Genomic DNA, 24,095 nt, shown 5'->3' on the forward strand with positions numbered 1-24,095 from the left:
GGATCAGGCGTGCACGGAACCCGCTCCGGTCGAGGCCGAGGAGGAGACCTCCTTGTCGGCGGTCCCCTCCGCCGGGGACATACGGCGTTCGATGCGCTCGGGCAGGGCCAGCCGGTACAGCGGGACGGCGCCCGCGGTGGTGAGCACCGCGACCAGGACGAGCATGGAGAAGACGTCCTTGTCGATCATGCCTTGGGCGAGGCCGATGTTGATGAAGATCAGGATCATCAGGCCGCGGGCGTTCATGAGGGCGCCCACCGCCCACGACTCGCGCCAGCTGAAACCGATGCCGCGCATGGCGAGGGCGCACCCGATGTACTTGCCGGTGAACCCGGACAGGAGGATCAGCAGGAACGGTCCGATCATGGCCCAGCCGGTGACTCCGCCCAGTTCGGTGTTGAGGCCGGAGAATGTGAAGAAGACGGGCAGGAGCAGCACGCAGACGAGGTCCATCATGCGGCTGTGCAGTGCCTGGCGGAAGGCCTCGTTCCTGGGCATGGCCAGCCCGGCGACGAAGCCTCCGAAGACCGAGTAGATGCCGATCCAGTCGGTGAAGTAGCCGGAGAGCAGGACGATGCCGACGACGAGGTACATCTGGTCGAAGCCGAACAGGCCGGTGCGCTCGACCCGTTCACCCATCGGACGCAGCAGCCGCGCCACGACGGTGAGCATCACGACGGTGAAGACGACGGTGAGACCGATGGTGCGCAGGGCGTGCGGCAGGCCGGCGCCGGTGTGCATGGCGGACAGCACGGCGAGGAAGCACCAGGCCGCCGCGTCGTCGACGGAGGCGCCCAGGAGGGTCATGCGGCCGAGCGGCGAGTTCTCCAGTCCGCGTTCGTAGAGGATGCGGGCGAGCATCGGGAAGGCGGTGATGGACAGGGCGCCGCCGAGGAAGAGGGCGAACTGGAAGGAGCTGACATCCGGCTTGGAGAGGCGGTCGTGGAGCAGATACCCCGTGGCGGCGCCGAGCAGCAGCGAGGGGACGATGCCGGACACGGCCAGCACGGACGCGTTCTTGGTGTCCTTCCTGCCGTTTCCGGCTGTGCGGTCGAGGCCGACACCGACCAGGAACATGAAGAGGGTCAGGCCGAGGGTGCTCAGCACGTACAGGATGGGTTTCACCTCGGGGGTGAAGACGGCCTTCTGGGCCTCGGGGAAGAGGGCGCCGAAGAGGGTGGGCCCCAGCAGGACACCGGCCACCATCTCGCCGAGCACGCGCGGCTGTTTCACCCACAGGGCGAGGCGGCCGCAGACGGCGGACGCGGCGAGGATGACCACGATGGCGGGCAGTACCCGCAGGACGAGTTCGAGGTTCTTGTCGGTGGTGGCTGCCAGGAAGGTCGGGGACACGGCGGGCTCCTGTGGTCGTCAGCGACGTGCGGGGACGTGCGGCGGGGACCCGGGACCACGGCCTCGGCCGGCCGGGCAGCCGCTGGGCGGGTGCTCCTCGAAGTAGCGGCCCGCGAGTCGCCGCCGGCGGGCGTGCAGCACCATGACCGTGCCGAGCACCAGTTGCCGGACGCCGCGGGTGACGTCCTCCACCGCGTTCCGCGTCCGTATGCGGCGGCGCAGGGCGTCGAGTCGGCGCGGTGCGGGAGACAGGTCGCGGGGGATGAGCAGACAGGGGGCGCGGTGCGGGATCGACCGGGTGTGCGGGGCGGTCGAGTCCAGCCGGAACCGGCGCAGCACTTCCCGTACCGCGGCGCGCAGTACCAGCGGGGACAGCCGCCAGGCCGGGCAGGGCCGGTTCGCCGCCACTCCGTACGGGATGTGGTGGGCGTCCTTGACGGAGAGCGCGGCCCAGCGGTCCGGGTCGAACTCGTCGGGCCGGTCGTAGCCGGTGGCGTGGTAGCCGGGGTAGCTGAAGCACACCACCGTGCCGGGCGGCAGCACGGTGTCCTCGTCGAGCGGGATCTCGCCCGTGGTGATGCGGTGCGCGATGCCGAACAGCGGGTACAGCCGCATCGTCTCGTCGAGCACCCGCGTCAAGTACCGGTCGTCCTCGGTGTCGTCGTCCAGGACGCGCCGCTGCACCTCGGGGTGGCGGGCCAGGGCGAGCAGGACGTGTGCGGTCGCCTCCGACAACTGCACGACGGCCGTGTTGAACATCGTCCCCTGCAGGTAGTGCACCTGTTCCGTCGGTGACAGCGTCCTGGGCAGCGGATACGCCACCTCGCCGGCCTCGACTCTCGCGCGCAGGTACTCCGTCAGCCGGGCCCGGCGCTTCGGATGGCGCAGTCCGGTGCACTTCAGCGCGCTGATCACGTCGTCGGCGTGTGCGGTGATCAGGTCCCGGGCGCGGGGCGGGCACGGCTCCTTGAACACCAGCTCGTAGCAGAACTCGGCCCAGGCGGGCATCACCAGATCCCGCAGGCGTACGAGGCTGACCCGCCCGTCCGGGAGCGTGTCCAGGGTCCGGGCGACGGCGCGGGTGGCCGCCGCCGTGAGGTCGTCCGAGGTTCCGGCCAGCATCCGCCGGGTCGTCGCGGCCACGTCCTCGTACCGCTCACCGGGTTCGAGGTGTTCCTGGTGGACCTCGGGTCCCGGGGACAGCCAGTACCAGAACAGGTCGGACAGGCCTGCCCCGGCGCTGCGTCCGTTCGCCGCCGGGTGCGCGTAGACGCGTTCGAACACCTCCGGCCCGTGGACGGCGCTGGGCAGGGTCACCGCGCGGTCGCCGTTGGCCTTCTCGAAGATGCGGCCGCGCAGTGCCACCACTCCGCGCGGCAGCCACCAGGTGTCCGCCGTGGCCGACTTGGGCCCGCTCCTCACCGTGTCTCTCCCCTGCGGACGACCATGTCCCGCGTCAGATCGGCGTTCCGGCGCCCTCCGCACAGCGCGAGCGTGTGGTCGTACTCGTCGCGCAGTGTCGCCAGCACCGCCCGGACCCCGGCTTCTCCCTCGGCGGCCAGCCCCCACATCACCGGGCGTCCCACTCCGACGGCCGTCGCGCCCAGCGCCAGGGCGACGGCGATGTCACTGCCGCGGCGCACTCCCCCGTCCATGAGCACGGGTGTCCGGCCCGCGACGGCGTCGACGACCGCCGGCAGGCAGTCCAGGGCGGCCGGGACGGCGTCGCACTGGCGGCCCCCGTGGTTGGAGACGATCACCCCGCTCGCGCCGTGCTCGACGGCCAGCCGGGCGTCCGCCGGGTGGAGGATCCCCTTGACCAGGACGGGGAGCGCGGTCATGCGCGCCAGTTCGCCGAAGTCCCGCCAGGTCGGGGCCGCCGACATGGGGATGTCCGTGAGGGAGCCGGGCGGGGCCCCGGGCAGGTCGCGCATGTTCTCCGCGGCGTGGCCCGGCGGGAGATCGGTGAAGCCGTTGCGCAGATCTCTGGTGTGCCGGCCGAACACCGCCGAGTCGACGGTGACCACCAGTGCCGTGCAGCCCGCCTGTTCGGCGCGCCGCACGAGCGTTCCGGTGACCTCCCGGCGGGGGTGGAGGTACAGCTGGAACCACACCGCCGGGTCCGGGGCCGCCTCGCGGGCCGCGGCGACGACGGCGTCGACGGCCGTGGTCGCGGCCGTACCCGTCACCAGGACGGCTCCTTCGGCCGCTGCGGCACGGGCCGTGGCGCCCTCGCCGTCCGGATGCATCAGCCGGTGGAACGCGGTGGGCGCGACGAACACCGGTGCGGCCCGCCGGGCACCCGGCAGCCGGGCGGTGGTGTCCCGCGTCTCGCTGCCGCACAGGATGCGGGGCAGCAGCAGATACCGGTCGAAGGCCGACTCGTTGTCGGACAGGACGCGTTCCTCGCCGGCCCCGCCCGCCACGTAGTCGTAGTGGACGGGGTCCAGTGTCTTGCGTGCCGCGTCGTGCAGCGCGCGCAGGGTCACGGTGTCACCGGAGCGACGGCGGCCAGGCGGTCGGCGAGGAAGGCGAGCAGGGGCGCGCGGTGGAACTCCTCACTGTCCCACTCGTTCTCCAGGTTCTCCGTCATGTGGTGCTCGGCGACGAACTCACCGGCCCGGTACCAGCGGACGACCGGATGCAGGTACCGGCCGTCGAGTCCCCCCGTGTCCTGCTGCGACTTGCGCGCCGCGGTGACGTCGAAGGGGTCCACCTGGTCGTGGTCGGCCCCGTACTCCAGGGTGATCACCGCGTGGGCGTCCACCGGCCCGAAGTCCCCCGCGTCCACGGCGTCGGGCACATGGCGGACCGGAACCTCCTCCGCGTACCGCATGGTGCCGTCCGGGTCGACGAGCAGCAGGTCGCCCAGGACGGCGAACTGCTGCCACAGCGCGGAGGACCGGTTGACGCGGGCGACGACCGCGTCGGCGGCCCGCTCGGCGGCTTCACCCAGCTCCGTCACCGGCCAGGCCTCGCCGTGGTGGCGTGAGCGCAGTACGCGGTGCAGGGCGCGGACCGCGTACCGGAATCCATGGATGAAGCCGGTGGTGGACTTCTTGAAGTCGGGGCCCTGTGTCAGCGTCCCGGCGAAGTACAGGCCGGGCACGTTGACCGACTCCCCGACCGGGGTGAGGGCGGGGAAGCGGCCGTCGACGATCAGTTCGGGGACACAGGTGGCGTCGAAGACCGAGGCGTCGAACCGGAATCCGGTGGCGACGATCACCCGGTCGTAGTGGAGGTCCTTGACCACCTCGTCGACGCGCTCGAACGACACCGGCACGCAGAAGCCGTCCGCCTCCTTGCGGATCTCCAGCACCCGGCCGTCGAGGAGGGCGTTCTGCGACTTCAGCTGGTAGCTGTCGAGGAAGTTGTTGTTGACCGCGCGCAGATGCCCCACGTAGTGCGACTTCCACGCCAGCCGCAGGGAGCCCGATCCGACGAGGTGGATGACCGCCGCGGTCTCCATCAGGCTGTCGGCCGTCTCGAACGCGGAGTTGCCCCGCCCGATGATCAGCACGCGCCGGCCGGTGAAGGACGCCGGGTCCGGGTCGAACGTGTCGTAGCGCTCGGCCAGTTCGACACCCGGCACCGTCGGCAGGTTCGGCCGGGACACCCCGGTGGCGACCACGACCCGCCTGGCGCGCCACACCGTGCCGGTGTGATCGGTGACGGCGAATCCCCCGCCGTCACCGTCCTCCTCGCCGTCACCGCCGTCACGGGATATCTCCGTCACCGTGGTGTCGTACCGCACCCGCACCCCGGTACGGGCCGCGTAGTCCGCCAGATAGCGGACCAGGTCGTCGGCCGCCGGGAAGTAGCGCGGGCTGTACCGGGTGAAGAGCAGCTCCGGATCGTCGCTCAGCAGGGAGTTCCAGTCCATGCGGAGCCGTAGCTCGGGATCGTCGTAGCCGGTGTGCACCTTGTTGATCGAGATCAGTTGGCGATGCCGGGGAAAGCGCGTGAAGAACGCGCCCGGAACGCTGCCGCGCTCCAGGACGACGTAGTCCGCACCGTCACGCTCCAGGGAGGCGGCGAGCTGTAGTCCCGCGGGCCCCGCTCCGATGATCAGGTAGTCGTGCGCCATGGCACGGAAGCTATCCACCGGATTTCAGAGCGCTCTGAGATTGCCGGCCTAGATTCTCGGGCGTGCTCACCACCCTGGACACCGTCTCGCTGACCGGTCCGCTGGACTCCGCGGTCCTGCGTCGCGTGGCCGCGCCGCTCACCGTCACGGTGGACGACGAGACCCGTGCGCGCATCGACCACAGCCGACGGCTCTTCCACGATCTGCTGCACGGCGACGGCAGCGGGGAGAGCCGCATCTACGGCGCCACCACCGGGTTCGGCGCACTCGTCGGGTTCGCCGGCCGGGCCGACGGGGCCGACCAGTGCGACAACACCCTCGCCCATCTCGGCGCGGGCCAGGGCCCGGACCTGCCGCCGGCGATCGTCCGCGCGGCCCTGCTGCTGCGCGCCCGGTCCCTCGCCCAGGGGTTCTCCGGGGTGTCCGCCGAAGTCGTCGAACGGCTCACCGCCCTGTTCGCCACGACGTTCACCCCCGCCGTCCCCCGCTACGGCTCGGTGGGCGCGAGCGGCGACCTGATCCCGCTCGCCTATGCCACCCAGGCGCTGCGGGGCCGCGGACACGCCTATCTGGACGACCGCCGTATGCCGGCCGCCGAAGCCCTGGCCGCCGCCGGTCTGCGCCCGCTGGCCCTCGACGGCCGGGACGCGCTCGCCCTCGTCAACGGCACCTCCGTCACCACCGCCGCCACGGCGCTGGCCCGCGACGGCGTCCGCGCCGCACACCGTGCGCTGGCCGGTCTCACCTGTCTGCTGGCCGACCTCCTCGGCTGCGACCCCGGCTTCCTCGACCAGGATCTGCTGCGCGCCTACGGGCACGCCGGGGCGGTCCACGTCGGCGCACGCATGCGGCACACCCTCACCGGAGTCACGCCGTCCGGCACCCGGCCCCTTCAGGAGCCGTACAGCATCCGCTGTGCCCCGCAGCTGCTCGGCGCCGCGGAGGACGCCCTGCGGTACGTCGACGGCGTGGTCACCGCGGATCTCGGCGGCGTCAGTGACAACCCGCTGTTCTTCCCCGCCGACCGGGGGACGGGGAAGGACGCGGGGGCGTACACGGGGACGGACGCAGTGACGGACGGAGTCGCGGACACAGGACAGGTCGCCGGGCAGGGAGAAGGCGCCGGGCCGGGAAAGGTGGTGCACGGCGGGAACTTCTTCGGGCAGCCCGCCGCCTTCGCCGCCGACCTGCTGGCGTCCGTCACCGCCCAGCTGGGCAACCTGGCCGAGCGCCAGCTCGACCTGCTGGTGGATCCGGCGCGCAACGGCGGGCTGCCGCCGATGCTCGCCACCACACCCGGGCAGCAGCACGGACTGCAGGGCGTGCAGCTGGCCACCACCTCGCTCGTCGCCGAGATCCGCCGCGCGGCGACACCGGCCGGCATGCAGAGCCTGCCTACCAACCTCCACAACCAGGACGTCGTCCCGTTCGGCACCCAGGCCGCCCTGCGCTCCTACGACATGGCGGAACTGCTCGGCCTGCTGTGCGGGTCGCTCGCCGTCGGTCTGCGCCAGGCCGTGCACGTCGGGGCGCGCCGACCCACCGCGCCCGGGTGCGGCAGACTGCTCGACGCCCTCGTCGAGACGGTTCCCGCGGTCGAGCGGGACCGGCCGCTGGACGCCGACGTCCGGGCCGCGGCCCGTCTGCTCCTCACGACCGACCTGCCGTGACCGCGGGCGCCGGATCCGGGACGCCCGACGAGGCGCACTCCGGCAGCCGGATGGTGAACCGCGCGCCGCGCCCCGGGCGGCCGGTGGCGACCACCGTGCCGCCGTGATGGGCGATGACCTCGCGCAGCAGCGCGAGTCCCAGACCGTACCGGCCGCCCGCGTCACCCCGGTGGAACCTCTCGAACAGCCGCTCCGCCTCGGCGGGATCGAAGCCGGACCCGGTGTCCGTCACGGTCAGTTCGACCGTCCCGTCCGCGTGGGCGAGGTCCACCTCGATCCGCCCGCCCGCCGGGGTGTGTCCGATGGCGTTCACCAGCAGTTCGCCGACGGCGCGGCGCAGTGCGGACTCGATGCCGTCGACGCACAGCGGGTACGACGGGCCGTTCACGACGACGGTGAGGCCGCTGTCGCGCGTGCGGTCCGACTCCTCGGCGACCACCGACCTGGCCAGCGTGACCAGTTCGACATGGCGGTGTTCCGACCGCCGTGCCGGGTCCGCCGCAAGGCTCGCTGACAGCAGCAGGTCGTCCAGTACCTCACCGAGGCGGCCGACCGAACCGACCAGCCTGGCCAGTCCGTCCCGGTGCCGGGCCGGCAGATCGTCGGCGACGGCCTGCCGTGCCAGCACCTGGGCCCGCGTGTACACCTGGGTGATCGGGGTGCGCAGCTCGTGGCTGGCGTCCGCGACGAACCGGCGCTGCCGGGTGAGGGCCTCCGCCAGCGGGGCCACCGCCCGGCGCCCCAGGACGGCACCGGTCGCGGTCGCGGCGAGCAGTCCCGCGACCTCGGCGACGCCCAGCGCCGACCACAGATACCTTCGGTCGGCGAGCTGGAACCGCATGTCGAACACCGCCTGCACCAGCTCGCCGTCCGCCCTGACCTGCGTACGCACCAGGTAGACCGTGTTGTTGCGCCGTACGGTGCGTTCGACGGCCTCCTGGGTCCGCAGCGCCCGGTCCATGTCGGCGCGTACCGGGAAACCGTCGGGGCTGTTCGCGAGCGGGGTCGCCCCCGGCGCGTACAGCCAGGTGCAGACCGGTGGACTCGACAGGTCGCCGCGCGATGCGCCGTAGCGCAGTTCCCGCCGTACCTGCTCGTCCTGCGCGTGGGTCATGACCGTGTGGGCCACGCCGCCGACGAGCGTGATCAGCAGGGTGATGGTGGCGCCGGTGATCACGGAGATCCGCAGGCGTGCCCGGCGCACCGCCGCCCACTCCGCGTACGCCGACGCCCTCACAGCGCCCCCAGGCGGTAGCCCAGGCCGCGGACCGTGCGCACCACCTGCCTGCCGAGTTTGCGGCGCAGGTAGTAGACGTAGGTGTCGACGATGGAGGACGCGGGCGTCTCGTGGAAGACCGCCCGGCGCAGTTCCGTCCGCGAGTAGACGGTTTCGGGGCGGGAGGCCAGCACCCACAGCAGCTCGAACTCCCGGGCGGCGAGGGCGATCCGCTCGCCGTCGGCCAGTTCCACCTCGCGCCGGCTGACGTACAGGTGTCCCGAGCCGATCCTCAGCACGTCGGCCACATCGAGTGCCCGTCGGCACAGAGCCCGTAATCGGGCGCTGAACTCGTCCAGCTCGAAGGGCTTGACCAGGTAGTCGTCAGCACCTGCGTCCAGACCGTCGACCCGGTCGTGCACCGCGCCCATCGCGGTCAGCAGCATGACCGGCGTCCGGACCGCACGCGAGCGCAGCCGGCCCAGCAGGTCGAGGCCGTCGAGCACGGGCAGGCGCCGGTCGACGACGAGCACGTCGTACTGCCGGGCGAGGCCGAGGTGCAGGCCGCGCTGTCCGTCCGTCGCGACGTCGACCGCGTATCCCTCGTCCCGCAACACCTCGGAGAGCATCGTGCCCAGCTCCTGGTCGTCCTCGACCAGGAGCAACCGCCAAGGGTCTTGCACACGAGCTTGTGCCACCGTTCCACTCCCCCTCGCCCCGGTGCCCGTCAACGCCCGTGCGTGACACGCGAGTTCCGTGTACGGGAAGGCGCGGCCGAACGAGGATTCGATCGACTCGATCAAGCTAGCGCGTGCCCTCCCGGAAGGCGCTCGGGAGAAAGCAGTGGGATCCGTTTTCTGTTCACACCCGCTCCGGAGGCGTTCGCCGGCTCCTCCGTCCGGCGGCCCGGCGACGTACCGGCTCGTCACAGGAATCTCAGCCGGAACCTCGTCCGTTCACAGCACGAACCCAGACAGGAGGAGCAGGCTGCACACACATCAGTGGTCACCTCAGGAAGGCATCTCGTGGGCGTCTCGCACCTGTCCGACGGGCCGGGGACATGGTCCCGGCGGGGCGTTCTCGCCGCGCTCGGAGCCGTACCGGCCGCCGTACTGACGGGCTACGGCTCGCGGGCCGATGCCTCGGAAGCAGCCTCGGACGCCACCGCCACCCCCGCCGCTGCTACGACGGCACAGTCCGCCGCCAGGACCGCCGCGAACACCTTCGTCGGACGGTTCACACCCGAGGCGGGGTCCACCTCCGGCGTCGGCATGCCGGTGTCCGTCACCTTCACGCACGCCGTGACGGACCGCGCCGCCGTCGAGCAGGCGATCACGGTGACCGCGGACCCGCAGGTGGAGGTCGTGGGGCACTGGTTCAGCGACACCCGGCTCGACTTCCGGCCCGAGGAGTACTGGGCGGCGGGCACGAAGATCACCCTCGCCCTGCGGCTCAAGGACGTCGAGGGCGCGTCCGGTGTCTACGGCACCCAGTCCAAGGACGTCACCTTCCGCATCGGCCGCGAGCAGATCAGTACGGTCGACCTGGCGGCGAAGACGATGACCGTACGGCGGGACGGGCGGACCCTCGCCACGTATCCCGTGTCGGGCGGGGACGCCGAGCACACCACCTGGTCCGGGATCATGGTGATCAGCGAGCGGTTCGAGAAGACGCGGATGGAGTCGTCCACGGTCGGGCTCGGCGACGAGTACGACATCGGCGACGTGCCGCACGCACAGCGGCTGACGACCTCGGGCACGTTCATCCACGGCAACTACTGGGCGGCCTCGTCGGTCTTCGGCGGCGGCAACACCACGCACGGCTGCATCGGGCTGCGCGACGCCAAGGGCGGGGGTGACGCCTCGGAGCCCGGCTACGCGTTCTACAAGAGCTCCATGCTCGGAGACGTGGTCGTGGTGGAGAACTCGGGCGAGGACACGGTGGATCCGGCGAACGGCCTCAACGGCTGGAACATGTCGTGGGCCAACTGGCGTGCTGGAAGCGCTTTCTGACGTCCCGTCCGATCCGCCCCTTCTTCACGGAGTGAACTCCCCGGCCCGCCGAGGGCAATCTCTGCTTTACCTCTTGACGACCGGAGTGCCGAAGAGCACATTGGCCGCGCAGCTGTGATGAGAGCGCTCTCAAAGCTCTCGAAAACACCCCGCGCACCCCCACTCCGTACCTAAGAGGCACCCATGAGCAGAACTTCCGGCACACCCGCAAGACCCGGTCGAATACGGCGCTCGGTCATCGCGCTCGTCGGCGTGCTGAGCCTGGCGGCGGCCGGGGCCTCGGCGGCTCAGGCGGACGCGCCCGCGCCGCCCAGCGGCTGGACCCAGGTCTTCGTCGACGACTTCAACGGCACGGCCGGCACCGGCGTCAACACCTCGAACTGGCAGTACGCGACCGGTCACGGTTACCCGGGCGGCCCCACCAACTGGGGCACCGGCGAGATCGAGAACATGACGTCCAGCACCAACAACGTGGCACTGGACGGCGCCGGGAACCTCCGGATCACCCCGCGGCGCGACGCCTCGGGCAACTGGACCTCGGGCCGCATCGAGACCAACCGCACCGACTTCCAGCCGCCCGCCGGGGGCAAACTGCGGGTCCAGTCCCGTATCCAGATGCCCAATGTGACGGGCACGCCCGCCCGCGGGTACTGGCCGGCGTTCTGGATGCTGGGCGCGCCCTACCGCGGCAACTACCAGAACTGGCCGGCCGTCGGTGAGCTGGACATCATGGAGAACGTCCAGGGCCTCAACACCGTGTGGTCCACGATGCACTGCGGCACCAATCCGGGCGGCCCGTGCAACGAGACGACCGGCATCGGCGGCTCGATCGCCTGTCCCGGCACGACCTGCCAGGCGGGCTTCCACACGTACGGCCTGGAGTGGGACCGCTCGACGAGCGTGGAGGAGATCCGCTTCTACGTCGACGGCGTCAACTACCACACCGTGCGGGCCAACCAGGTCGACGCGACGACCTGGGCGAACGCCACGAACCACGGGTACTTCATCATCCTGAACGTGGCGATGGGCGGCGGCTTCGTGGACGCCTTCGGCGGTGGCCCGGACGGTGCCACGGTGCCGGGCAACCCGATGGTCGTGGACTACGTGCAGGTGCTCACGTCGGGCGGCGGCACCACCCCTCCGCCGACCGGCAACCGTGACGCGTACAGCGCGATCCAGGCCGAGTCGTTCGACGGCCAGAGCGGCACGATCACCGAGACCACCACCGACTCGGGCGGCGGCCAGAACATCGGCGCGCTCGCCAACGGCGACTGGGTGCAGTACAAGGGCGTCAACTTCGGCTCCACGGCGGCCAAGCAGTTCGTCGCCCGGGTCGCGAGCGGCGCGGGCAACGCCGTCAGCGGTCTGGTCGAGGTCCGCCTCGACAGCCGTACGAGCACACCCATAGGCAGCTTCGCGCTGGCCAACACCGGTGGCTGGCAGAGCTGGCGGACCGTACCCGCGAACATCAGCAACGTCACCGGCACGCACGACGTCTATCTGACCTTCACGAGCGGCCAGCCGGCGGACTTCGTGAACGTGAACTGGTTCAACTTCGGTCACTGAGGCCGTAGTCACGACAGTCAGGTACCTGTGGAGGGGCGGCCCGGCCGGGCCGCCCCTCCACAGGCGTCTCCGCGCGGCCACGGCGTCTCAGCGCAGCTCCGCCCGGAACGCCACCGGGGTCGTGGCCGTGTGCTGGGTGAAGAACTTGGAGAAGTTGGCCGCGTCCGGGAAGCCCACGACGGCGCCGATGCGGCCGATCGGCATGTCCGTGTGGGCCAGCAGGCGCTTGGCCTCCAGGACGACCCGCTTGTCGATGAAGCCCTTGGGGGTCTCGCCGGTCGCGGCGCGGACCGCGCGGACGAGGGTGCGCCGGGAGTAGCCGAGGGCGTCGGCGTACGCGCTGACGCTGTGGTTGGTGACGAAGCCCTTCTCGACGGCCTCGCGGAAGCGGGTGAAGGTGCTGTCGGCCTGCGCGTGGGCCGCGTCGGCGGCGCCGGCCGCCAGATGGGCCAGCCGCAGCAGGAACGCGCTCAGGGTGTGCCGCAGCACGGCGGTGTGCAGGCTGAGCGGCAGGGTGCCCGTGTCGACGTACTCGCGTTCCAGCTGGGCGAGGGAGTTCTCCAGTCCGGTCAGCTGGGCCGCGTCGGGGCGCAGCAGCGGGGGCAGGTCGTAGCGGTAGAGGCCGGTCGCCTCGACGGTGGCGCGGGGCAGGAAGCCCGGCTGCATGATCAGGGCGGTGCCGCGGTAGTCCGCCGCCGAGGAGAAGCGGTGCACCTGACCGGGCCTGATCCACAGGATCTCGCCGTCCCCGGCCTCGTACTCGTCGAAGTCGATCATGTGCCGGACGGGACCGCCCCGGAAGAGCAGGACCACGTGGAAGTCGATGCGGTGGACGCGCTCGATCTGTTCACCCGAATGCCAGCTGCGGCCTGCTTCCATCGGGCCCACCTGCATGCCCACGCCGAGGACGCTGAGGTCGACGGGGAAGGGAAAGGTCTTGATCCCGGTCCGGCCGTCGTCATGTCCGCTCTCACGTCCACCCTCGTGCCCGACTCCGTATCCGCCTTCGTACCCGCCCTTGAATCCGTCCTCGAATTGAGTGCTTGTGTCCGCCATGTCCTTCTCTTACCGGCTCGGTCCCGTGGTCGTTGTCCCACTTTCACCAAAGGCTGACACAGGGGCACCTTCCCCAGAAAAAGTCTGACTTTTAAGGTTGAAGGCATCAGAGCAGTTATCGGGCTTCCGGTGAGGATTTGTTGAAGATGAGCGCGCAGACACCTGACAGCTTGGAGTGGACCGACCTGGACCGGCGAGCCGTCGACACGGCCCGTCTACTGGCGGCCGACGCCGTGCAGAAGGTCGGCAACGGCCACCCCGGCACCGCGATGAGTCTGGCCCCGGCCGCGTACACCCTCTTTCAGAAGGTGATGCGTCACGACCCCGCCGACCCGGAGTGGACCGGCCGCGACCGCTTCGTCCTCTCCCCCGGCCACACCTCGCTGACTCTCTACACCCAGCTCTTCCTCTCCGGCTACGAGCTGGAGCTGGACGACCTGAAGGCGTTCCGCACGCACGGCTCGAAGACGCCGGGACACCCCGAGTACGGTCACACGGCCGGGGTCGAGACCACCACGGGCCCCCTGGGCCAGGGCCTCGCCAACGCGGTGGGCATGGCGATGGCCGCCCGCTACGAGCGCGGCCTCTTCGACCCGGACGCCCCCGAGGGCGAGTCCCCCTTCGACCACACCATCTGGGGCATCGTCTCCGACGGCGACCTGGAGGAGGGCATCTCCGCCGAGGCGTCCTCCCTCGCCGGCCACCAGAAGCTCGGCAACCTCGTCTTCCTCTACGACGACAACCACATCTCGATCGAGGGCGACACCGCCACGGCCTTCTCCGAGGACGTGCTGAAGCGGTACGAGGCCTACGGCTGGCACGTCCAGCGGATCGAGCCCTCGACGGACGGCGACACGGCCGGCGACATCGACGTACCCGCGCTGTACGAGGCCCTGACCGCCGCCAGGAACGAGACCGGGCGGCCCTCCATCATCGCGATGCGCACGATCATCGCCTGGCCCGCCCCGAACGCGCGGAACACCGAGGCCTCGCACGGCTCGGCGCTCGGCGCCGACGAGATCGCGGCCACCAAGCGCCTCCTGGGCTTCGACCCCGAGCAGTCCTTCGAGGTGTCGGACGAGGTCCTGGACCACGCCCGTCGCGCCCTCGACCGCGGCGCCGAGGCGCATGCCGCCTGGAACAAGCAGCTCGCCGAGTGGCGCACCGCGCAGCCCGGGCACGCGAAGCTCTTCGACCGGATCGTCGCCGGACAGCTGCCCGAGGGCTGGGAGAGCGCGCTGCCGGTGTTCGAGGCCGGCACGTCCGTCGCGACCCGCGCGGCCTCCGGCAAGGTGCTGCAGGCTCTCGGCGGGGTGCTTCCCGAGCTGTGGGGCGGTTCCGCCGACCTCGCGGGCTCGAACAACACCACCATCGACAAGACGTCGTCGTTCCTCCCGAAGGGCAACCCGCTCCCCGAGGCCGACCCGTACGGCCGCACGATCCACTTCGGCATCCGCGAGCACTCCATGGCCGCGGAGATGAACGGCATCGCGCTGCACGGCAACACCCGTGTCTACGGCGGCACCTTCCTGGTGTTCTCCGACTACATGCGCAACGCCGTCCGCCTGTCGGCCCTCATGCAGCTCCCCGTGACCTACGTGTGGACGCACGACTCCATCGGTCTCGGCGAGGACGGCCCGACCCACCAGCCGGTCGAGCACCTGGCCTCGCTGCGCGCCATCCCCGGGCTGAACATCGTGCGCCCGGCCGACGCCAACGAGACCGCGATCGCCTGGGCCGAGATCACCCGGCGGCACGCGGTGAACCCGGCCCCGCACGGCCTGGCCCTCACCCGTCAGGGTGTACCGACGTACGAGGCCAACACCGACGCGGCCAGGGGCGGCTACGTTCTGCGCGACTCCTCCACCGAGGCGCCCGAGGTGATCCTGATCGCGACCGGCTCCGAGGTGCAGCTCGCCGTGGCGGCACGCGAGCAGTTGGAAGCCGAGGGAGTGGGCACCCGGGTGGTGTCGATGCCGTCCGTGGAGTGGTTCGAGGAGCAGTCCGCCGAGTACCGGGAGAGTGTCCTGCCGACAGCCGTGAAGGCCCGCGTGGCGGTCGAGGCGGGCATCGGTCTCACCTGGTACCGGTACGTCGGTGACGCCGGACGCATCGTCTCCCTGGAGCACTTCGGCGCCTCCGCCGACGCCGGCATCCTGTTCGCCGAGTACGGCTTCACGGCCGAGAACGTCGCCGCGTCCGCGCGGGAATCCGTCGCCGCCGCCCGCGGTTAGTCCGACTGCACGAAGGAAGATGATCACTGTGACCCAGACAATCACCACCGCTGAACCCCTGAAGGCCCTCTCCGGCGAAGGCGTCTCCATCTGGCTCGACGACCTGTCCCGCAAGCGCATCACGTCGGGCAACCTCGCCGAACTGATCGAGACCCGGCACGTCGTCGGCGTCACCACCAACCCCTCCATCTTCCAGGCCGCGATCGGCTCCGGCGAGGGCTACGAGGAGCAGCTCGCCGACCTCGCCGCCCGCCGCGTCACGGTCGACGAGGCCGTACGGATGATGACCACCGCCGACGTCCGCGCCGCCGCCGACATACTGCGGCCCGTGTACGACGCGACCGGCGGCCGGGACGGCCGGGTCTCCATCGAGGTCGACCCGCGTCTCGCCCACGACACGAAGGCGACGGTCGCCGAGGCCAAGCAGCTCTTCTGGCTGGTCGACCGCCCGAACGTCATGATCAAGATCCCGGCGACCAAGGCCGGACTGCCGGCGATCACCGAGGTCATCGGCCTTGGCATCAGTGTCAACGTCACGCTGATCTTCTCGCTGGAGCGCTACCGCGAGGTCATGGACGCGTACCTGGCCGGTCTGGAGAAGGCGCAGGCCAAGGGCCTGGACCTGGCCACCATCCATTCCGTCGCCTCCTTCTTCGTGTCCCGCGTCGACAGCGAGATCGACAAGCGGCTGACGCGGGTCGGCACGGACGAGGCCCTCGCGCTCAAGGGCAGGGCCGCGCTGGCCAACGCGCGGCTCGCGTACGAGGCGTACGAGCAGGTCTTCGACTCAGAGCGCTGGAACGCGCTCGGTGGCGCCCGCGCCAACAAGCAGCGTCCGCTGTGGGCCTCGACCGGCGTCAAGGACCCGTCCTACAAGGACACGCTGTACGTCGACGAGCTGGTCGCGCCCGGCACGGTCAACACGATGCCCGAGGGCACGCTGGACGCCACCGCCGACCACGGCGAGATCCGCGGCGACACGGTGAGCGGCGGTTACGTCCAGGCCCGTGCGGACCTGGACGCCGTCGAGAAGCAGGGCATCTCGTACGACGAGGTCGTCGGGCAGCTGGAGACCGAGGGCGTCGCGAAGTTCGCGGTGGCCTGGGGCGAGCTGCTGGACGCGGTCACGGTCTCGCTCAACAGCAAGGGAGTTGACGGCGAATGAGCAAGAACCCTCCCGGGGGAACCCCGTCGGAGACGGCGGGCACGGCAGCGGGCGCGTCCGCGTCCGCCGCCGCCCCGGCGGCGAAGACCAAGAAGGCCGCGGCCACGAAGAAGACCGCGGGCACCAAGAAGAGCGCGGGCGTCAAGAGCGCCGCCGGAGCCACGAAGGCTGCGGGCGCGACCAAGGCCGTGGGCGCGCAGAAGACTGCGGGTGCCGCGAAGGCCTCTGGTGCCAAGAAGGCTTCGGGTGCCGCGAAGACTGCGGGCACCGCGAAGGCCGCAGGTGCCTCGAAGACCGCCGGTGCCAAGAAGGCTTCGGGTGCCGCGAAGGCCGCGGGTGCTTCGAAGGCCGCGGGTGCTTCGAAGGCCTCGCCGAGCCGTGTGAAGGCCGGTGCTGTCGCCGCTGCCGCGGACGCTTCCGCGTCGGCCGCGGCGCCGGGCTCCGTGGACACGGCGGTGAACGCCGGCGCTGGCGCGACCGGTGCCGAGCTCGCGCCGCGGTCGCCCGCCGAGGTGCTGGAGCAGGGTGACGGGTGGGTCAATCCCCTCCGTGACCCCCAGGACCGCCGGCTGCCGAAGATCGCCGGTCCCTCCGGGCTCGTCATCTTCGGGGTGACCGGCGACCTGTCGCGCAAGAAGCTCATGCCGGCCGTCTACGACCTGGCCAACCGCGGCCTGCTGCCGCCGGGCTTCTCGCTCGTCGGCTTCGCGCGGCGCGACTGGGAGGACGAGGACTTCGCGCAGATCGTGCACGACTCGGTCCGCGACCACGCGCGCACCGAGTTCCGCGAGGAGGTCTGGCAGCAGCTCGCCGAGGGCATGCGGTTCATCCCGGGTGACTTCGACGACGACCAGGCGTTCGAGCAACTGCGTTCCGCTGTCGACGAGTTGGACAAGTCCCGGGGTACGAGCGGCAACTACGCCTTCTACCTCTCCGTACCGCCGAAGTTCTTCCCCAAGGTCGTCAAGCAGCTCAAGAAGCACGGCCTCGCCGAGGCGCCCGCGGGTTCCTGGCGGCGCGGGGTGATCGAGAAGCCGTTCGGCCGCGACCTGAAGAGCGCGCGCGAGCTGAACCGCGTGGTGCACGAGGTGTTCGACCCGGAGCAGGTGTTCCGGATCGACCACTACCTCGGTAAGGAGACCGTCCAGAACATCCTGGCGCTCCGCTTCGCCAATCAGATGTACGAGCCCATCTGGAACCGGTCGTACGTGGACCACGTACAGATCACGATGGCCGAGGACATCGGCATCGGAGGCCGTGCGGGCTACTACGACGGCATCGGGTCCGCCCGTGACGTCATCCAGAACCACCTCCTGCAGCTGATGGCGCTCACCGCGATGGAGGAGCCCATCGCCTTCGACGCCGACTCGCTGCTCACCGAGAAGCTCAAGGTCCTCAAGTCCGTGAAGCTGCCGGAGAACCTGGGCGAGCACACGGTCCGCGGGCAGTACGCGACGGGCTGGCAGGGCGGCGAGAAGGTGAGCGGCTACCTCGACGAGGACGGCATCGACCCCGGGTCGACGACCGACACGTACGCGGCCGTCAAGCTGGAGGTCGACAACCGCCGCTGGGCGGGCGTCCCCTTCTACCTGCGCACCGGCAAGCGTCTGGGACGGCGGGTCACCGAGATCGCGGTCGTCTTCCAGCGCGCCCCGCACTCCCCCTTCGACTCCACCGCCACCGAGGAACTCGGGGCGAACGCGATCGTCATCCGCGTCCAGCCGGACGAGGGCATGACGGTGCGCTTCGGATCGAAGGTGCCGGGTACGTCGATGGAGATCCGGGACGTGTCGATGGACTTCGCGTACGGCGAGTCGTTCACGGAGTCCAGCCCGGAGGCGTACGAACGCCTGATCCTGGATGTACTGCTGGGAGACGCCAACCTCTTCCCCCGCCACCAGGAGGTGGAAGAGTCCTGGAAGATCCTCGACCCGATCGAGGGCTACTGGGACACGCACGGCAAACCCGCGCAGTACGCCTCGGGCACCTGGGGTCCCGGGGAAGCCGACGAGATGCTCGCACGAGACGGACGGAGCTGGCGCAGGCCATGAAGATCGACCTGACCGACACCACGGCAAGCAAGATCAACAAGGCCCTCGTGCAGGGTCGCCGCGCCATCGGCACGCCAGCCGTGGGCATGGTCCTGACGATGGTCATCGTGACGGACGAGGAGAACGCGTACGACTCGATCAAGGCGGCCGAGGAGGCCTCGCACGAGCACCCCTCGCGCACCCTGGTCGTCATCAAGCGGCACGCCCGTACCCCGCGCGACCGCACGAACTCCCACCTCGACGCCGAGGTACGGGTCGGCGCGGACGCCGGCACCGGCGAGACGGTCATCCTGCGCATGTACGGCGAGGTGTCCGACCACGCCGACTCGGTGGTCCTGCCGCTGCTGCTCCCGGACGCGCCCGTCGTCGTCTGGTGGCCGGTGGACGCGCCGAAGGTCCCGGTGAAGGACCCGCTGGGCGCCCTCGCGCAGCGCCGGATCACGGACATGTACGCCGTGGAGACCCCGCTGGACGCCCTGGAGGCGCGTGCCGCCGCGTACGCGCCGGGCGACACCGACCTGGCCTGGACCCGGCTCACGCCGTGGCGTTCCATGCTGGCCGCCGCCCTCGACCAGGCCCGTACGCGGATCATCACGGCCACCGTCGAGAGCGAGGCCGAGAACCCGAGCGCCGAACTGCTGGCCCGCTGGCTGGAAGCCCGGCTGCAGGTCTCGGTCGACCGGGTCGTCACCGCGGGGCCCGTGGTCACCGCCGTGAAGCTCGGCACCGAGAACGGCGAGATCGTCATCGACCGCCCCGAGGGCCCCCTCGCGACGCTGTCCCTGCCGGGCCAGCCCTCGCGCACCCTCGCGCTGAAGGTCCGCAGCACCTCCGAGCTGATCGCCGAGGAGCTGCGGCGGCTCGACGCGGACGAGATGTACGCCGTCGCCCTGCGCGGGGACGACGCCCGGAGGGAGAGCCGTGTCTGACTCACCGAAGCTCACCCGCCGTCCCGAGTGGACCGCTCTGGAGGACCACCGGGCCGGGCCGTTCCTGCACGCGCATCTGCGTGAGCTGTTCGCGGCGGACCCGGAGCGCGCCGAGCGCTACACCGTGCGCGTGGGCGACCTGCACATCGACTACTCGAAGCACCTGATCACCGACGAGACGCTCGCGCTGCTCCAGGAACTCGCCACCGCCACCGATGTGTTCGGGCTGCGGGACGCGATGTTCCGCGGGGAGCGGATCAACGTCACCGAGGACCGGGCGGTCCTGCACACCGCGCTGCGCGCCCCGCGCGACGCGGTCGTGGAGGTCGACGGCGAGAACGTCGTGCCGAAGGTGCACGCCGTGCTCGACCGGATGGCCGGCTTCGCCGAGCAGGTCCGCTCCGGCAAGTGGACCGGCCACACCGGCAGCCGCATCAAGAACGTCGTCAACATCGGCATCGGCGGCTCCGACCTGGGCCCGGCGATGGCGTACGACGCACTGCGCGCCTTCACCGACCGGGATCTGACGGTCCGGTTCGTGTCGAACGTCGACGGGGCCGACCTGCACGAGGCCGTGCGGGACCTGGACCCGGCCGAGACGCTGTTCATCGTCGCCTCGAAGACCTTCACCACGATCGAGACGATCACCAACGCGACCTCGGCGCGGTCCTGGCTGCTCGCCGGGCTCGGCGGTGAACCGGCGGCCGTGGCGAAGCACTTCGTGGCGCTGTCGACGAACGCGGAGAAGGTCGCCGACTTCGGCATCGACACCGCGAACATGTTCGAGTTCTGGGACTGGGTCGGCGGACGGTACTCGTTCGACTCCGCGATCGGCCTTTCGCTGATGCTCGCGATCGGCCCGGAGCGCTTCCGGGAACTGCTCGACGGCTTCCACCTCGTCGACGAGCACTTCCGCACGGCGCCCGCCGAGTCCAACGTGCCGTTGCTGCTCGGTCTGTTGGGTGTCTGGTACGGCAACTTCTTCGACGCGCAGTCGCACGCGGTCCTGCCGTACTCGCACTACCTGTCCAAGTTCACGGCGTACCTGCAGCAGCTGGACATGGAGTCCAACGGCAAGTCCGTCGACCGTGACGGGCACCCCGTCGAGTGGCAGACGGGCCCGGTCGTCTGGGGCACGCCCGGCACCAACGGGCAGCACGCGTACTACCAGTTGATCCATCAGGGCACGAAGACGATCCCGGCCGATCTGATCGGCTTCGTCAACCCGGTCGCCGAACTGGGCGGCGAACTCGCGGCCCAGCACGACCTGTTGATGGCGAACCTCTTCGCCCAGGGCCAGGCGCTGGCCTTCGGCAAGACACCCGAGGAGGTGCGGGCCGAGGGCGTGACCGAGGACCTGGTGGCGCACAAGACGTTCAGGGGCAACCACCCGACCACCACGATCCTCGCGCGCGAACTGACCCCCTCGGTCCTCGGCCAGCTGATCGCCCTCTACGAGCACAAGGTGTTCGTGCAGGGCGCGATCTGGCACATCGACTCCTTCGACCAGTGGGGCGTCGAACTCGGCAAGGTCCTCGCCAAGCGCGTCGAGCCCGCCCTCACCGAGGGCGCCGACGTCCCCGGCCTCGACTCCTCCACCAGCGCCCTCGTGGCCACGTACCGCACTCTCCGGAAGAAGTGAACTGACATGACTGCGATGCAGCTCGGTCTCATCGGGCTCGGCAAGATGGGCGGCAACATGCGCGAGCGCATTCGCCGCGCGGGCCACACCGTCATCGGATACGACCGCAACCCGGAGCTCGCCGACGTGAGCAGCCTGGCCGAGCTGGTGGGCAAGCTCGAAGGTCCGCGTGTGGTGTGGGTGATGGTCCCGGCCGGTGCCGCGACGCAGTCCACCGTCGACGAGCTCGGTGACCTCCTGGAGCCGGGTGATGTGGTCGTGGACGGCGGGAACTCGCGCTGGACGGACGACGAGAAGCACTCCGAGGAGCTGGCGGCCAAGGGCATCGGCTTCGTCGACGCCGGCGTCTCGGGCGGTGTGTGGGGCCTCAAGAACGGCTATGCGCTGATGGTCGGCGGCGACGCCGAGCACATCGCCAAGGTCCAGCCGGTCTTCGACGCCCTCAAGCCGGAGGGCGACGCGGGGTTCGTGCACGCGGGCAAGGTCGGCGCCGGGCACTTCTCCAAGATGGTCCACAACGGCATCGAGTACGCCATGATGCAGGCCTACGCCGAGGGCTGGGAACTCCTCCAGGCCGTCGACTCGGTCACCGATGTGCGTGAGGTCTTCCGGTCCTGGCAGGAGGGCACGGTGATCCGTTCCTGGCTGCTGGACCTGGCGGTCAACGCGCTGGACGAGGACGAGCACCTGGAGCGGCTGCGCGGCTTCGCGCAGGACTCCGGCGAGGGCCGCTGGACCGTCGAGGCGGCCATCGACAACGCGGTACCGCTGCCCGCGATCACCGCGTCGCTGTTCGCCCGCTTCGCGTCCCGGCAGGAGGACTCGCCGCAGATGAAGATGATCGCGGCACTGCGCAACCAGTTCGGCGGCCACGCCGTCGAGTCCGCGAAGTAGGAGTCATGGGCGACCTTCTCCTCGTCAGACACGGCGAGACCGAGTGGAGCAGATCGGGACAGCACACCAGCTGGACCGACCTGCCCCTCACCCCCCACGGCGAGGAACAGGCGAAGTCCCTCGTCCCGCTCTTCGCCGGACGGTCCTGTGCCCTCGTGCTCACCAGCCCCCTCCAGCGCGCGATACGGACCGCGGAGCTGGCGGGGCTGACCGGGGCCGTCGTCGACCCCGATCTGCACGAGTGGAACTACGGGGCGTACGAGGGCGTCAAGACCGTCGACATCCACCGGACCCGTCCCGACTGGTACCTGTGGAACGACGGGGTGCCGCCCGGCCCGGACGGGCAGAAAGGCGAGTCGCCCGCCGAGGTGGGCGAGCGTGCCGACCGGGTGCTCGCCCACGCGGCGAAGGCACTCGACGAGGGTGACGTGGTCCTGGTGGCCCACTCGCACTTCCTGCGTGTCCTGACCGCGCGCCGGCTCGGACTGCCCGCCTCGGACGGACGGCTGTTCCGGCTGGACACGGCCACCGTGAGCCGGCTCTCGCTGGAGCACGGCCGCCCCGTCCTCGCGGAGTGGAACGCCAAGCCGTAGGCGGTCTCCCCGGATCGCGGGCACCCCGGCCCGGGCTACAGGACGTCTCCGAACTCGCTCAACACCCCTGGTGGAGCGAGGGAGTTGACGTAGTGGCCCGGGCCGTGGTCGTCGAAGGAGTACTTGAAGGGGATGGTCCGGGTCAGTGCCAGCCGGGTCGCCAGGAACGCCAGCGGCGCCACGACGGCGAGACCGGCGAGCGAGTCCATCTGCGGGTAGTGCAGGCCCGGTTCGCCGCTCTCCTGCCAGCCCTCGTGCCGCACGCGCAGCAGGGGCCGCACGGAACGCCGCAGCGACTCGGCCGTACGGACCGTCAACTCCCCCATCCGGGCCGCCGGTCGGTGGAGCGGGTTGCTGATCAGAGTGCGCAGCAGTTCGCCGGGCAGGGTCACCGCTTCCAGCGCCGAGTCCGCCGCGAAGGCCAGGGCCGTGTCCATCGGCCCGCGCGACCTGCGGTAGTGGAACTCCCGGCCGAACGGCGCGTACGGTCCGACCGGGCGGGGCGGCAGGGCCGGTACGACGTCACGGTCGAAGATGTAACGGAGCATCCGCTCGCGCAGGGGCCGGCTGCCGTACGGGCCGGTGGCCTCCTCGCAGGCCCGTGCGAAGTCCGGGCCGCCGACCATGGGCTGCCCGAAGGTGTAGACGGCGCGGAGCTTGTCGGCGATGCGGCGGTAGCGGGGCTCCATCGTGAGCATCACCCCCATCAGCGCGGCCATCGCGCCGCCGAGGCTGTGGCCGGTGATGTAGAGCGCTTCCAGGCCGTGGCCGCGGGTGCCCGTCGCGCCGGGGACCACGGACTCGCCGCGCAGCGCGCGGTCCAGGGCCTCGACGACCAGGTAGCGGGTGGCGCGGACGTTCCGGTAGAAGCCGGCGTGGACCTCGTGGCGCCGGCCGTCCAGTTCGACGTCGAGCATCTCGGGGCGGACGTCCGCGTCGGTGAGGATGCTGATGACGTCCTCGGGCTGGGTGCCGCGGTAGCGCAGGACGGCGATCCTGCGGTCGCGGTCCTGGATCAGGTACGCGGCCGACGCGATGTACATGGCGTCCACGCGCTGCTCGAAGACCTGGCAGTCGTTCTCCTCCAGGCCGAGGCGCGTCATGATCATGGCGACGGTGTCGGGGTCGGCGCGCTGCGCGAATCCGGCGTACGCGTAGGCGGCGCAGGTCGCCATGGTGTGCGGGACGACTCCGTCGGGGTCCGGGTGGTCCTTGTCCTGCGTGAGGTGTTCGACGAGGTCGGGGTAGACGGGGAAGCCGGGCTGGTCGGGGGCGGTTTTGAGGGGGCGCAGCTCGGCGAAACTCGGGCCTTTGGCATGACGGTCGTTACGCATCCCCGTCCTCCCCTCACCGTCCGCCGAGCACACCACCACGATGGCGCACCGTCAATACGGCTGCGGGTCCGGTGGGGGCCCTCAGGGGCTGGGCCCTGGCCCCGACTTCCACCTGCGGCCCGGTGGGGGCCGTTCGCGCAGTTCCCCGCGCCCCTATATCTGCGGGCCGGTGGGGGTGGGCCGCGCCGTTCCCCGCGCCCCCTTACCTGCGGGCCGGTGGGGGTGGGCCGCGCCGTTCCCCGCGCCCCCTTACCTGCGGGCCGGTGGGGGTGGGCCGCGCCGTTCCTCGCGCC

At 70.9% G+C, this 24,095-nt stretch carries 18 protein-coding genes; 10 read left to right on the forward strand and 8 right to left on the reverse strand.

All coding sequences use genetic code 11. The features are described 5' to 3' along the window. Positions 1-3: 3 nt before the first annotated feature. The 4 genes from ACZ60E_RS06940 to ACZ60E_RS06955 are packed head-to-tail and all read right to left on the reverse strand — an operon-like array spanning position 4 to position 5,440. Entirely contained in the window at positions 4-1,353 is a 1,350-nt protein-coding gene (locus ACZ60E_RS06940) for a cation:proton antiporter (RefSeq protein ID WP_469438838.1), read from the reverse strand. Between the two features lie 18 nt (positions 1,354-1,371). Then, positions 1,372-2,775: a cytochrome P450 gene (locus tag ACZ60E_RS06945; RefSeq protein ID WP_469438839.1), complete on the reverse strand. Its 1,404-nt coding sequence runs from the start codon at positions 2,773-2,775 to the stop codon at positions 1,372-1,374. Continuing rightward, positions 2,772-3,842, reverse strand: coding sequence for an alpha-hydroxy acid oxidase (locus ACZ60E_RS06950; RefSeq protein ID WP_469438840.1), 1,071 nt, complete (start codon positions 3,840-3,842; stop codon positions 2,772-2,774). Before ACZ60E_RS06950 ends, ACZ60E_RS06945 begins: the two co-directional genes overlap by 4 nt. Further along, complete coding sequence (locus ACZ60E_RS06955) at positions 3,839-5,440, reverse strand: FAD-dependent oxidoreductase (RefSeq protein ID WP_469438841.1); 1,602 nt, start codon at positions 5,438-5,440, stop codon at positions 3,839-3,841. Before ACZ60E_RS06955 ends, ACZ60E_RS06950 begins: the two co-directional genes overlap by 4 nt. Before the next feature lie 62 nt (positions 5,441-5,502). On the opposite strand from ACZ60E_RS06955, the gene ACZ60E_RS06960 reads away from it, so the two are divergent. Continuing rightward, the gene (locus ACZ60E_RS06960) at positions 5,503-7,110 is read left to right on the forward strand and encodes an aromatic amino acid ammonia-lyase (protein WP_469438842.1); all 1,608 of its coding nucleotides are present in this window, start codon (positions 5,503-5,505) and stop codon (positions 7,108-7,110) included. On the opposite strand, the gene ACZ60E_RS06965 is transcribed toward ACZ60E_RS06960, so the two are convergent. After that, positions 7,091-8,347, reverse strand: a complete 1,257-nt coding sequence (locus ACZ60E_RS06965; protein WP_469438843.1) for a sensor histidine kinase — start codon at positions 8,345-8,347, stop codon at positions 7,091-7,093. The two genes, ACZ60E_RS06960 and ACZ60E_RS06965, sit on opposite strands and share 20 nt — an antisense overlap. Then, positions 8,344-9,009 (reverse strand): response regulator transcription factor, encoded by a 666-nt coding sequence (locus tag ACZ60E_RS06970; RefSeq protein WP_384807100.1) that lies wholly within the window; start codon positions 9,007-9,009, stop codon positions 8,344-8,346. Before ACZ60E_RS06970 ends, ACZ60E_RS06965 begins: the two co-directional genes overlap by 4 nt. Positions 9,010-9,351: 342 nt before the next feature. Between ACZ60E_RS06970 and ACZ60E_RS06975 the strand changes: the two genes are divergently transcribed. Together ACZ60E_RS06975 and ACZ60E_RS06980 are read left to right on the forward strand one after the other, a co-directional pair. Beyond that, positions 9,352-10,338 carry a L,D-transpeptidase gene (locus ACZ60E_RS06975; RefSeq protein ID WP_469438844.1) on the forward strand — a complete coding sequence of 329 codons (987 nt, stop codon included), beginning with the start codon at positions 9,352-9,354 and terminating at the stop codon, positions 10,336-10,338. 183 nt (positions 10,339-10,521) lie between these two features. After that, complete coding sequence (locus tag ACZ60E_RS06980; RefSeq protein ID WP_453795389.1) at positions 10,522-11,904, forward strand: glycoside hydrolase family 16 protein; 1,383 nt, start codon at positions 10,522-10,524, stop codon at positions 11,902-11,904. A gap of 87 nt (positions 11,905-11,991) precedes the next feature. Here ACZ60E_RS06980 and ACZ60E_RS06985 read toward each other — a convergent pair whose 3' ends face one another. Beyond that, positions 11,992-12,960 carry a helix-turn-helix domain-containing protein gene (locus tag ACZ60E_RS06985; protein ID WP_469438845.1) on the reverse strand — a complete coding sequence of 323 codons (969 nt, stop codon included), beginning with the start codon at positions 12,958-12,960 and terminating at the stop codon, positions 11,992-11,994. 146 nt (positions 12,961-13,106) lie between these two features. Here ACZ60E_RS06985 and tkt point away from each other — a divergent pair, with 146 nt between their 5' ends. From tkt to ACZ60E_RS07020, 7 genes are all read left to right on the forward strand, one after another. After that, a complete protein-coding gene (gene tkt, locus ACZ60E_RS06990; RefSeq protein ID WP_469438846.1) occupies positions 13,107-15,194 on the forward strand; it encodes a transketolase in 2,088 nt (695 codons plus the stop codon). Between the two features lie 19 nt (positions 15,195-15,213). Then, a complete protein-coding gene (tal, locus tag ACZ60E_RS06995) occupies positions 15,214-16,359 on the forward strand; it encodes a transaldolase (protein ID WP_469438847.1) in 1,146 nt (381 codons plus the stop codon). Positions 16,360-16,802: 443 nt separating this feature from the next. Continuing rightward, positions 16,803-18,410, forward strand: coding sequence for a glucose-6-phosphate dehydrogenase (zwf, locus tag ACZ60E_RS07000; protein WP_469439003.1), 1,608 nt, complete (start codon positions 16,803-16,805; stop codon positions 18,408-18,410). Then, positions 18,407-19,339: a glucose-6-phosphate dehydrogenase assembly protein OpcA gene (opcA, locus tag ACZ60E_RS07005; protein ID WP_469438848.1), complete on the forward strand. Its 933-nt coding sequence runs from the start codon at positions 18,407-18,409 to the stop codon at positions 19,337-19,339. The genes zwf and opcA overlap by 4 nt, the downstream gene beginning before the upstream one ends. Beyond that, positions 19,332-20,981 (forward strand): glucose-6-phosphate isomerase, encoded by a 1,650-nt coding sequence (pgi, locus tag ACZ60E_RS07010; RefSeq protein ID WP_469438849.1) that lies wholly within the window; start codon positions 19,332-19,334, stop codon positions 20,979-20,981. The genes opcA and pgi overlap by 8 nt, the downstream gene beginning before the upstream one ends. Positions 20,982-20,996: 15 nt before the next feature. Next, on the forward strand, positions 20,997-21,875 hold the full coding sequence (gene gnd, locus ACZ60E_RS07015) for a phosphogluconate dehydrogenase (NAD(+)-dependent, decarboxylating) (protein ID WP_469439004.1): 879 nt from the start codon (positions 20,997-20,999) through the stop codon (positions 21,873-21,875). A 5-nt stretch (positions 21,876-21,880) separates the two neighbouring features. Then, positions 21,881-22,468 carry a histidine phosphatase family protein gene (locus ACZ60E_RS07020; protein WP_384816470.1) on the forward strand — a complete coding sequence of 196 codons (588 nt, stop codon included), beginning with the start codon at positions 21,881-21,883 and terminating at the stop codon, positions 22,466-22,468. Positions 22,469-22,503: 35 nt separating this feature from the next. On the opposite strand, the gene ACZ60E_RS07025 is transcribed toward ACZ60E_RS07020, so the two are convergent. After that, positions 22,504-23,802, reverse strand: a complete 1,299-nt coding sequence (locus tag ACZ60E_RS07025) for a lipase family protein (RefSeq protein ID WP_469438850.1) — start codon at positions 23,800-23,802, stop codon at positions 22,504-22,506. Positions 23,803-24,095: the final 293 nt, after the last annotated feature.

This window comes from Streptomyces sp. NPDC102514, assembly GCF_055584525.1.